The 12227-nt window shown below is 43.3% G+C and carries 4 protein-coding genes; 2 read left to right on the top strand and 2 right to left on the bottom strand.

Features of this window, described 5'->3' with window-relative positions; all coding sequences use genetic code 11:
- Positions 1-3 precede the first annotated feature (3 nt).
- Both J2T16_RS01070 and J2T16_RS01065 read left to right on the top strand, forming a co-directional pair.
- Positions 4-1041, top strand: coding sequence for a zinc-dependent alcohol dehydrogenase (locus tag J2T16_RS01070; RefSeq protein ID WP_154890502.1), 1038 nt, complete (start codon positions 4-6; stop codon positions 1039-1041).
- A gap of 127 nt (positions 1042-1168) precedes the next feature.
- Positions 1169-1882 carry an HAD family hydrolase gene (locus J2T16_RS01065; RefSeq protein WP_154983762.1) on the top strand — a complete coding sequence of 238 codons (714 nt, stop codon included), beginning with the start codon at positions 1169-1171 and terminating at the stop codon, positions 1880-1882.
- 167 nt (positions 1883-2049) lie between these two features.
- On the opposite strand, the gene J2T16_RS01060 is transcribed toward J2T16_RS01065, so the two are convergent.
- Together J2T16_RS01060 and J2T16_RS01055 are read right to left on the bottom strand one after the other, a co-directional pair.
- Complete coding sequence (locus J2T16_RS01060) at positions 2050-2232, bottom strand: YjfB family protein (protein ID WP_221789363.1); 183 nt, start codon at positions 2230-2232, stop codon at positions 2050-2052.
- Between the two features lie 155 nt (positions 2233-2387).
- Positions 2388-12212 (bottom strand): amino acid adenylation domain-containing protein, encoded by a 9825-nt coding sequence (locus J2T16_RS01055; RefSeq protein ID WP_499017519.1) that lies wholly within the window; start codon positions 12210-12212, stop codon positions 2388-2390.
- Between the last annotated feature and the right edge of the window lie 15 nt (positions 12213-12227).

Genomic DNA, 12227 nt, shown 5'->3' with positions numbered 1-12227 from the left:
ATCATGCTTGCATTAGTATATAAATCTGCATGGGATGTCGCACTCGAGGAACGACCCGTTCCCGAAATTACCAGAGATAATCAGGTGCTTGTGCGTATACGGGCAACCGGGGTCTGTGGAACAGACTTAGGCATTGTTAGCGGAAAATATCATGCGATTCCTTCCGTCATTCTTGGACATGAATCCGCAGGTGAAGTAATTGCTGTCGGCTCCGCCGTCACCACACTGCAACCAGGAGATCGTGTCGTCATCGACCCTACATATTACTGTGGTCAATGCGAGATGTGCAGAACAGGAAGGCAGAACCACTGTACTCACAAGTCCGTTACGGAAACGGGAGTAAGTGCAGATGGCACGTTCACGGATTATTACGTGACAGAAGATCGCTTTTTATATCAATTAAAAGATCATGTTAGCTATGAAGAAGCTACTCTAACCGAGCCGCTAAGCTGTATGTTGACAGGCATTAATCAGATTCATTTGTTGCCGAATTTCAGAACGATTATCCTTGGGGCTGGACCCATTGGCATCCTGTACAGCTATGCACTTGCTTCCAAAGGTGTCACCGGAAGTCTGGTCGACATCTCCGAGGAACGCTTAGCCATTGCAGGTTCCATCGCACCCGATCGCTGGCAAGTTCATTCTTCCTTTGAACAGGCGATTGCAGACATCGCTCCTGCAACCGGACAAGTGGATATGATTGTAGATACTACTGGAGTTGTAGGCACTCAAGTATTGTCACAGCTTGCCAGTGGCGGCTATTTGATGCTGGTTGGTTTACGGGATGGAAATACGTCATTTAACCCGAAGGAAGTTGTGGATCGCAGCCTGAAAATTATCGGCTCTATTGATTCGCTTGGAACGTTTGCCACCGCACATTATATGATTGAACAACAGATTATTCCTGCCAAAAAAATTATAACCCATTCTTTTCCGCTGGAAGATTATGAAGAAGCGTTCCGCACACTTGGATGCGATATACAGGGACGCACCTTACAAGCCTCCTCTCATGCCATCAAGGTTGTACTGCAATCCAATTAATTCGTTTTTCGTAGCTTGCTGGAATGCTGAATAAAAAGCAGTTACACTAAAACATATGAGACATCATTCAGAGGAGGAATGCAGCATGACAGCAGATCAAGTGGCTGGACGTCTGGACAGGAATCAGATGCAAGATGAACATCGTCATCTTTCTATTCAAGGGGTCATTTTTGATATGGATGGCGTTCTGATCGACAGTGAACCGATTTATTTCGAGATAGAGCGAAGTTCATTTGATCATTTTGGGGCAGCCGTGACGTTGGAAGAACATCATTCTTTTGTTGGTGTCACGTTAGAATCCATGTGGCAACATGTTATCGACAAGTATCAGGTCAAGGTGCCGCTGGAAGAGATTCTTGCGTATCATCAGCAGCATGTCATGGAAAAGATGTTAGCTCATGCCAAGCTTGTGGCTATGCCTGGGGTAGAACGGTGGATACGCTGGCTACATGAGCAACACATCCCGATTGCCGTTGCTTCCTCATCCCCTCGGGCACTCATTGATCTAATCATGGAGAAAACGGGATTGGGTGCGTTCTTTGATGTTCGCCTGACTGGTGAAGAGGTTGAACACGGCAAACCGGCTCCGGATATTTTCCTGGCCGCAGCCGAGCGAATCGGTGTATCTCCGGCGAATTGTCTGGTTATAGAGGATTCACGCAACGGGGTTCAAGCAGCCATAAGTGCAGGCATGCGTTGTATCGGCTATCATAATCCGGGGTCAGGCAATCAGAATCTGTCCAAAGCAGATGTGCAAATTTCCAGCTATGATGAGCTATGGACATTGAAAGATAAGCTGCCTTTTGAGAACGTAGCACCGGACTTACCAAGATCAGTTTAATATCATAATATCTATACTGAAAACCTGCATATTAACAAACACGAAATAATTTAATAACGCAAAACAAACGCGAAGCAGCTCAATTCCAATGAATTGAAGTTGCTTCGCGTTTTGCTTGCTGCATGTTTTGTAAAGCATAACAAACTTAAAATGCCGTCGGAACACGCTTAACCCGAAATATCCAGACTTCTGCCCAGATTGGGGTGGGGAGCCGGCGTTGACTTTAACAACTCGGTCATCTGCTGACCCTGCTGCTCTGCCATATCTTTGGTCATCGACATGACTTTTAGACTTGCTGCCTGTGCCATGGAAGCTTGACTCATTGCCATTGACATTGCTGCAATATCCATGTGATCTCTCCTTCCTTATCTTCGCATGTAATCGTACTCATTATATATCGGTCAGAAGGGAAGCTATTGTTAAGAACCCGGTCAACATATCAACAGAAAGAACAACCCAAACAGCTGTTAATCACTGAAAACAGTTGTTTGGGTTGTTACGTACATTAATAACTTTCCGATGTAATCAAGTCAAGATGGTTGATATGAACCTCAGGGTTCGTCACCGCTTGTTGAATGATAGAAACAAAGTGTTTTTGGATCTGTTCAACCGTAGCGATGTCATATAGCTTAGCATTGTACATTAATATGATTTTCATTTGCTCATGGGGTTTAATAATTAAAGTAAAATCGAAACTATTGTGTTCCGTTCCCCCAACATTCGTGATTTCAAGCGGCACTTCACCTATTTTGCCCAAATCCTCCAGCCGATCCTGTATCGGAAAATTTTGATACACGACCACATGGTTAATCAAGGCTTGTTTTTGTTGAGTCAAATTTTGAATATCGTATAACGAGTACGTATCATAAGCATGTGAATCCACAGCTTGTACTTGGGTCCTTTTCATCAGTGTGATAAAGGATTCTTCACCCTCAGCCCGAATACGAACAGGAATAGCATTGATAAATAGTCCAATCATGCTTTCAATCCCAGGAATAACTGCTGGTCTGCCCGATACAACACTGCCAAATACGACATCTTTACTTTCATTATATTGCTGCAGTAATACGCCCCACGCGGTTTGCATAAATGTATGCACCGTCACCTGTTGTTGCTCCGCAATGTGTTTCATTCTCTGAACCAGTGCCTCATCCAAATGACAGTTTAGCGTTCTGGAATCCTGTCTTTCATGCTGCGGTTTAGTTTTCCCTCCGGGTAATCTGGTTTGTCCCTCATAACCTTCTAGGTAACGACTCCAGTAGGTTATCGCTCCTTCATTATTCTGCTGCTCCAACCATTCAATGAATTCACTATAGGGTGTTAACAGGCTCATTTCAGGTTTTCGATTTTCCCGAATCGCAAAATAATTCTCGAAAATCTCTTTACTGATCAGAGACATACACCAACCATCCATCAAAATATGATGAAAACTCCAAATGACATGATAGCTTTCTGGGGCTGTTCTTATAACAGACATCCGGATTAACGAATCTTTTTGCAAATCAAATCCTCTAGCCTGATCCTGCTCGATGTGTTGATCGATATACGTTTTACGCTGTGATTCGCTTATGCCTGTTATATCCTCAACTTTAAATTCGAATTTCTTCTCCTGATACACAATTTGAAGGGGAATGTCCAGCATTCCAGTGTAAAAATTAGTTCTTAATATCGCATGTCTTTGCATGATTTGATCCAAACTTTGTGCAAAAGAGGTCACATCCAAATTCCCGGCCATATCAAACAAGATTTGTACAAAGTACGCACCCGAAACAGGATTCCGCTCGCTCTCGTACAGCATTTCCTTTTGCAAAGGGGTAAGTGGATACACATTCTCAATTTGACCGATACTTCGGGTATATTCGACTATCTGATCCCATTGATTTATCGTCAATCCCTTAAGTGAAAAATCACTTGGGGTGAGCTCCCTTTGTTCTTTAATGGTGCAATGCTCGATTATTTTACGAAGGTTATCCTTATAAGAATAGGCCAGTTGCTCCATCGTTTCTCGTTGATATTGCTTTTGACTATAATTGATAGTCAGTGCCAATTTCCCCTCTACAACGATGCTGTTGATATTAAGCACAAACGGTCTCTTGTTATTTTCACTGACGGAAGGTCCACTGGAATACGTTGAAAACTGAATACCAGCCTGGTCCGAATTCTGGTTTATTTGACCCATATAATTAAAACTGATTTCGGGATTTCGCTCTAATTTGTCTCCTTCAGTCCATGCTGACAAATACCTTAAGATCCCGTAACCGATCCCTTTACTCGGGACCTGGCGCAGTCCTTCCTTGACAGACTTGATTCTTTTAGATATGTCAGCTCCCGCTTCCATCCTAATCATGACTGGATACATGCTCGTAAACCATCCCACGGTACGCGTAATATCCAGCTCTGGAAGAATATCCTCCCTGCCGTGCCCTTCCAGGTTCACGACCACTTTATCCATGCCTGTCCAATCATGAACTGCCATTCCCAATGCCGTTAGCAAAATGTCGTTAATCTCCGTATTGTACGCACGATGGGTCTGCTTTAATAACAGCTCCGTTTCCTCTGCCGTCCAATGCAAGGTAATCGTTTCGCTGTCTTTTCCAATGCTTTCTTTACAATCCATATCTTTAGGCAACGGAGTTCGCTCGACTTGATCCACAGAACACCAGTATGCATATTCCTGCTTCATCACAGGCTGAACAGCAAAGGCAGATAACTTTTCTGCCCATTGTTTATACGAAGTCGTTTTTTGAGGCAGGCAGATTTCTTCCCCTCTGAGGAACTGATCAAGCCCTGTTTGAATATCTTCATACAAAATACGCCATGACACTCCATCAATCACCAGATGATGAATGGCAATGAGCAAATGATCCCCTTCAGCGCATTGAAACAAGCCAAGTTTAATCAATGGGCCGTGAGCCAGGTCCAAGCTGCTCTGGATTTCTTTTGCTTTTATTTCAACCAAAGGTGCCGGATCCGTTACATTCGTCAGATTGAAGATATCCAAACTGTATAATCCGTCTTCTTCAGCTCCGCGGTTCCACGCTTCATATCCACCTTCTGGTACCTGACGATAAACGATGCGAAGTGCATCATGCTGCTTGACCATTTTCTTCAACATGCTGTGAATGAAGCCGATATCGAAACCATCTTTACGGAAGAACATCATTTCCTGGTTGTAATGATGTGCATCCACCATGTTTTGATCAAAGAACCAACGCTGAACAGGTGTCAGTAAGACTTCCCCTGTCACTTCCCCTTGATCATAATGAGTGTTCACAGAGGTGACGTGTTCACTTAATTCGGATACGACCGGATAGGTGAAAAAATGCTTCATTTCCACTTTATAGCCTGACTGAAGCAATCGTGATGCCACTTGAATACATTTGATCGAATCTCCCCCAAGCTCAAAGAAATGATCTGATCTGCCGATTCTCTGAACACCAAGCACGGCTTCCCAGGCAGAGATAATCGCTTGTTCCACTGGGCTCTGCGGTGCCTCATATTCGGCTATCTGATCTACATTTTTTTGTGGTAAAGGTAATGCCTTCCGGTCAACCTTACCATTGGAAGTTAACGGAATATGATCTACATGAACAAAATAAGACGGAATCATGTAATCCGGGATTTCATGAGCTAATGCTGATCTAATCTCCTTGGCTGAAAATGCACTGTTGCCTTTCCAATAAGCACATAATTGCTTGGATCCGTCCTCCTGTTCATGGGCGATTACAACCGCTTCTTGGACCGTTTCTATTTTTAAAATAGCGGTCTCCACTTCTCCCAGTTCAATTCGATAACCTCGAATTTTCACCTGCTGATCGATTCGTCCCAAATATTCAATATTTCCATCTGCCAGCCATCTGGCAGCATCTCCAGTTCGGTACATCTTTCCTTCAGTAATCCAGGCATGTTCTACGAATTTCTCTGCTGTCAACTCAGGTCGATTCAGATATCCCCTGGCCAGTCCCTCTCCGGCAACATATAACTCTCCCGGAACCCCAATCGGCTGCAGCTGTTGATGCGTGTTCAATATATAGGTCTGCAGTGTCGGGATCGGTTTACCGATGTTGCTTTTTCCCGCCTGTATCTCAATTTCAGTAATTTCCTTATAGGTTACATGAACGGTGGTTTCCGTTATGCCATACATATTGATTAACTGAATAGATGGATATTTCTCTCTCCAGTTTTTTAATAAAGCCGGATTAAGAGCTTCCCCTCCAAAAATCACTTTTCTAACATTCAGCCTTTCTTCTTGACTTGTTAACTCCTCCTGAAGGAGATGGTAGAAATACGTTGGCGTTTGATTCAAAATGGTTACTCGCTCATCTCTTAACAATTGTAAAAATTGCTGCGGACTTCTGGCTGTCATTTGGGGGACGATAACCAGTTTGCCTCCATAGAGCAAGGCACCGTACATTTCCCATACGGAGAAATCAAAGCAAAAGGAGTGGAACAGCGTCCATGTATCTGATGATTGAAAATCAAATCTATTTTGACTGTTAAACAACAATCGAACCACATTTTTATGTTCAATGCATGTGCCTTTGGGTCTTCCTGTTGTTCCCGAAGTATAGATTACGTAGGCCAGCCCTGTCGGGCACACCGTGACTCCCAAATTAGAATCATCTTCATGACAAACGCCTAACTCGTCGAGATAGATGCTTTCTCCTGTATAAGAGATACGTTCCTGTAGATGCCGCTGCAGCAGCAATACATGTACACCCGAATCTTCAAGCATGTAATTCACACGTTCCTCTGGATATTCGGGATCAATCGGTACATACGCACCGCCAGCTTTCAAAATCGCAAGCATTCCCACGACCATATCTAACGATCGTTCAGCGATAATTCCAATTAACTGATCTTGTTGAATCCCTTTAGCATGCAATGTTCTTGCCAATTGATTGGCTTTACTGTTCAGTTCCTGATAGGTGAGCTGTTGACCTTCGAACACCACCGCGACGTTTCCAGGGTTTTGTTCCACCTGTTCTTCAAACAATCCATGAATCGTTTTGTCCATAGGGTATGCGGCCTTTGTGTCATTAAAAGATTTCAATATCTGCATTTTCTCCTGTGCTGTCATCAGGTCTATATCATCGATGGAGATATATGGATTCAGGCATACCCGCTCTAACAGTTGAATCAAGTGCCCTTGGATCCGTTCTATGCTTGCCCGATCATAGACGTTGGCATTGTAATAGAACATGCATTTCATTTCTTGGCCCGGTTTGATAATCAGGTTAAAATCATAATTGGTTTGTTCATCTGCTTCTACATTCGTAATGCGAAGAGCTGTCTGCTCTTGATCCCCAAACTGTTCCGTGATGCCCTGTACCGGATAATTCTCAAACACGAGAATGTGATCGATCAAATTTTGCTTTTGCTTGGTTTCCGCTTGAATCTCGTATAATGGATACGTTTCATGCGGATGCGAAGCGACAGCTTGCTCCTGGATCCGTCTCATCATCGCCGCGAATGTTTCGTTTCCTTGCGTTTGAATTCGCACAGGGATCGTATTAATGAATAGCCCGATTATACGCTCAACACCAGCAATCTCTGCTGGTCTGCCGGATACCACACTCCCAAATACGACATCCTCACTGTTGTTGTATTTCTGCAGCAACATTCCCCAAGCTGTCTGCATTAGCGTGTTCAGCGTTACCTGATTCTGACTTGCGACCTGTGTGATGCGTTCAGTTAATTCCTGACTCAGTGGGCAAATTAGATTTTCGGAATGATATTCGCTGCTTTTTCGAATGCTATGCTCTTTTGGCAAAGCGGTCTGCTCCTCATAACCTTCCAAATAGTCGCTCCAGTATTTCAGCGATGCTTTATGATCCTGTTTATCTAGCCATTCAATATAGTGTTTGTAAGGCGCAGCTGTTTGTTGTTCACTTTTCCGTCGTTCCAGGATTGCAAAATAACCATCGAACAGCTCCTGGATCACAATAGAAAGACACCAGCCATCCATTAAAATATGATGATAATTCCAAATGAAACGATAGGTTTGATCATCCGTCTGCAAAATCGATATCCGCATCAACACATCCTTGGACAAATCAAAACCTTTATTTTTATCTTTTCGAATATAAGCTGCCACATATGCGTCACGATCTTCTTCTTTCATTTCTCGCAAATCTTCATATAGAATCGCGTTTGGTTTATGACGGTAAACCACTTGCAGGGGACCGTGTTTCCATTGGCTATGAAAATTCGTTCTGAGAATCGAATTCCGCTCGATCAGTTGATCCAAACTTTTCGCAAATGCTTTCACGTCTAACAATCCATGAAGATCCAGTGTCGTTTGAAGCACATAAGCTTCCGAATTCGAATGAAGTAAACCGTGAAATAACATTCCATTTTGCATCGGAGACAGCGCATATATGTCTTCGACTTCACCAATGAGTTCAACTTCGCGAACCAGACCTTCTAGCTCTTCAATGGTCATGCCTTTCAAGGATAGATCACTTGGTGTTAATTCCGGTTTCTCTTTGCTCAAGCAGTGCTTGGTTAATTCTCGCACATGGTTCTTGAAATAGGCCTCCACTCGCCCCATCGTTTCTTTATGATATTGTGTACGACTGAACTTCAAGGACAAGGACAATTTCCCATCCATAATCAAAGCATTAACATCGATAAGGACATTTCTTCTATGATTCTCGCTTGCTGCGGCTCCACCGGAATAAGGAGACATTTGCATCCCGCTATGTTGGAGGTCCTGATCGAATTGTCCCAAATAGTTGAAGCTAATTTCAGGATTCAAGGTAAATGGAGTCTCTTTCAGATGTGTGCTTAAATATCTTAAAATCCCGTATCCAATCCCTTTTTTAGGGATATTGCGAAGGACCTCTTTGTTTGTTCTAATGAGCAGAGATAGATTGGAATGTTCTTTCATGTTAAGCACAACTGGGTATTGGCTTGTAAACCATCCGACCGTTCGTGTAATATCAAGATCCGGAATAATCGGTTCTCTGCCATGTCCCTCTAGATTCACAAGAATTTGATCACTGCCCGTCCATTGATAAATAGACATAGCTAATGCAGTAAGCAGAAGATCGGTAATCTCCGTATTATACGCACGATTTGCATGTTTCAATAGCTGCTCTGTTTCGGCTACCGTCCATTCTAGCGTTAGTTCTTCGCTATCTTTTTCCAGGGCATCGTTCGTTCTGAAATCGGTCGGTAATGGCGTAAAGGAGGCTTGTTCCATTTCTCTCCAGTAGTCCAATTCCTGTTTCATAACTTCGCTGTCCGCATACAACTGAAGCTGCTCCGCCCATAATTGAAACGATGCCGTTTTCTGTGGTAGCTGCATCGGTTTTTCAAGCATGAATTGTTCATAGCTCTTTGATATATCTTCAATCAGAATTCGCCATGAAACCCCGTCGATCACCAAATGATGGATCACAATCAATAGATGATCACCGTCCGCGCATTGAAATAAACACAACCTCATCAAAGGGCCGCACTCCAAGCTGAGCAACCGTTGCAGTTCATTGGCTTTCTTCTCGATTGGATCAGATGGATCTGCTAACGACGTAAAATCCATCGTTTCAAACGTATAGAATGATTTTGGTGAGTCCAGCCTTTGATTCCACGGTTCATAACCTTGTTCGTTGTAATGATACTCCATGCGTAGTGCATCATGATGCTCAATCATTTTATCGAACACCTGGCGTAGGACGGCCTCGTGAAAACCTTCTTGCCGATATAGCATAATGGACTGATTATAGTGATGGGGATCCACCTTGTACTGCTCAAAAAACCAATGTTGGATAGGCGTCAGTAACACTTTGCCCGAAACGGTTCCCTGTTCTGATTTAGTGCTTACGGGCTGAACATGCGGAATCAAGCTTGCAATGGTTGGGTTCTTAAATAGCTGTTCCATCTGTACCTGATAACCGTCCTGATATAACCTCGACGATACCTGAATAGATTTAATCGAATCCCCGCCCAGCTCGAAAAAATTATCCCGCAGTCCGATATTTTGTACTCCCAGCACACTTTCCCAGATAGATACCAGCTGTTGTTCCATGATGGTGCGCGGCGCTTCGTATTGCATTCCCTTCAACATATGTTCTTTGGGAGAAGGCAATGCTTTGCGATCCACCTTTCCATTGGACGTAAGCGGCATCTGATCCAGCTGTACAAAATAGGATGGAATCATGTAGCTTGGCAAATGCCAAGCTAACTCTTCCCGTAGCTCCGCAATGGTCATTGCTTCAGCTCCTACGAAATAGGCACATAATTGCTTTGTTCCCGCTTCATCTTCAATAGCGATCACGATAGCCTCTTGAATCCGGGTTATATTTAAAAGGGCACCCTCCACTTCACCAAGTTCAATCCGGTATCCACGAATTTTCTCTTGATGGTCCATTCTTCCGATATATTCAATATTTCCATCAGGCAGCCATCTTGCAAAGTCACCCGTTTTGTACATCTTCGCTCTAGGTACAAACGGATCATCGACAAACTTCTCTGCCGTCAGGTCAAGGCGATTCAAGTAACCTCTGGCGATCCCCGCTCCCGCTACACATAATTCTCCCTGCACTCCGATAGGCTGCAATTCACGGTGTTCACTTAAAATGTAGACTCTATTGTTCGCAATTGGCTTTCCAATCGAGATATATTGCTCTGTCGAATTAATCGGAAGAACGGTAGATACCACACTATTTTCCGTCGGGCCATACTCGTTACATACTTCGATCCGTGGATTGATATGTTTCAATCGCTGGATCAAAGAAGGTACAATTTTCTCTCCCGCTGCGACTACATTTTTCATCGAAGCCCAATCTGCAGCTTCCGCTTGTTCCAAAAGAGTCATCAAGAAACTCGGCGGGCTTTGAATATGCGTAATTGCCTTTGTTTTGATCATCGAATTGATGGCCACCGCATCTTTACACTGTTGCCCGTTCAATACGTGCACGGTTGATCCAGAGATGATCGGGCCAAAAAAGTGAGTAATGAACGAATCAAACACAAAGGGATTCAGCATTAACACCCGGTCGTTTTTGCTAAAATGATAAAAGTCCGATTTCCATTGCAGGGAATTCACAATGCTGGCATGTTCAATCATGACACCTTTGGGGTTGCCCGTTGTTCCTGACGTGTAGATCATATATGCTAGGTCACTATCACTGGTCGAATGCTCCAGATTCAAATGACTGTTGCTGCGATGGGCATCATCTTCGAGAAAAACAGACGTACCCTCATATGATTCAGGTATTTGCATGTAACTGTGATGCAGCAACCAAGCCGCATTGAAGTCCTCAAGGATAAACCGGATACGATCTGCCGGATATTCCGGATCAATGGGAACATACGCCCCACCAGCTTTCAGAATACCCAATAATCCCACAATCATTTCCAGCGATCGTTCTGCCATGATTCCAACGAATTGCCCTGTCTGCAATCCCTTTGCTTGAAGTGTGCGAGCCAATTGATTGGACTGTTGATTTAAATCTTTGTAGGTTAATGCACTGTTCTCAAATACGACTGCAGGATGATACGGCGTCCTCTCCACCTGTTCTTCAAATAATAGATGCATTAACTTATGCTGTGGATAAACCACTTTTGTATCGTTAAAATCGAACAACAGTTTGTTCCGCTCGGAAACTGACAACAGGTCGACGCGACTTAACCCCAGATCGGGTTGGTTCAATAGGATAGCGAACAATTGATCGAGATGCTCTGCAGCCTGAAACATATAATCTCGATCATAACGCTCTGCGTCATAGGTTAATTTCAAGTGAATCCTCTCGTTCTCCAGGTTAAAGTGAAATAACGTGGCTGCTCTTACGTTATTGTCATCAGAAACAGTTTGAGCTTTCCCCAATGAAACCAATGTATGAATCATGGGTATGTGATTCGAATCGTACTCTATGCTTAAACGTTCAACCATTTTTCTGAAAGAGATTCGTTGATGTTGAACAGCCTCACTGAAACTGACCTTCATTTGATTAAATATGGACTTAAAAGACATCGTGTGATCGATATTATTTTTTAAGAGGAGAACCTTATTTGAGAGCGTCGGGTCACTGTTCTTCTCTTCCATCGCTCTCATGCCGATAATTATTTGGGTTTCATTGGTGTATTTATATAAAAGACACTGAACTCCGGATAATAATATCGTGTACATGGCCATAGGGATGTTTCTTGAAATAGATTTGATTCTAGTAGATACTTCGTCTGACAATGGTTTATTAATGTAATTTTGTTGGTTTATATCGTATGTGTGTTTGGAATTGATCTTGCAATAAGGCAAATGAACAAGAACATCATCTTCTTGGAATCGGCTCTCCCAATACAATTCTTGTTTCTTAAATATAGACATACGACACCCCAATCA

The sequence above is a fragment of the Paenibacillus intestini genome, assembly GCF_030803945.1.
GTDB classification, from domain to species: domain Bacteria; phylum Bacillota; class Bacilli; order Paenibacillales; family Paenibacillaceae; genus Paenibacillus; species Paenibacillus polysaccharolyticus.
Note: the sequence above shows the minus strand (reverse complement) of the source record. Positions and strands in the feature narration are given on the sequence as shown.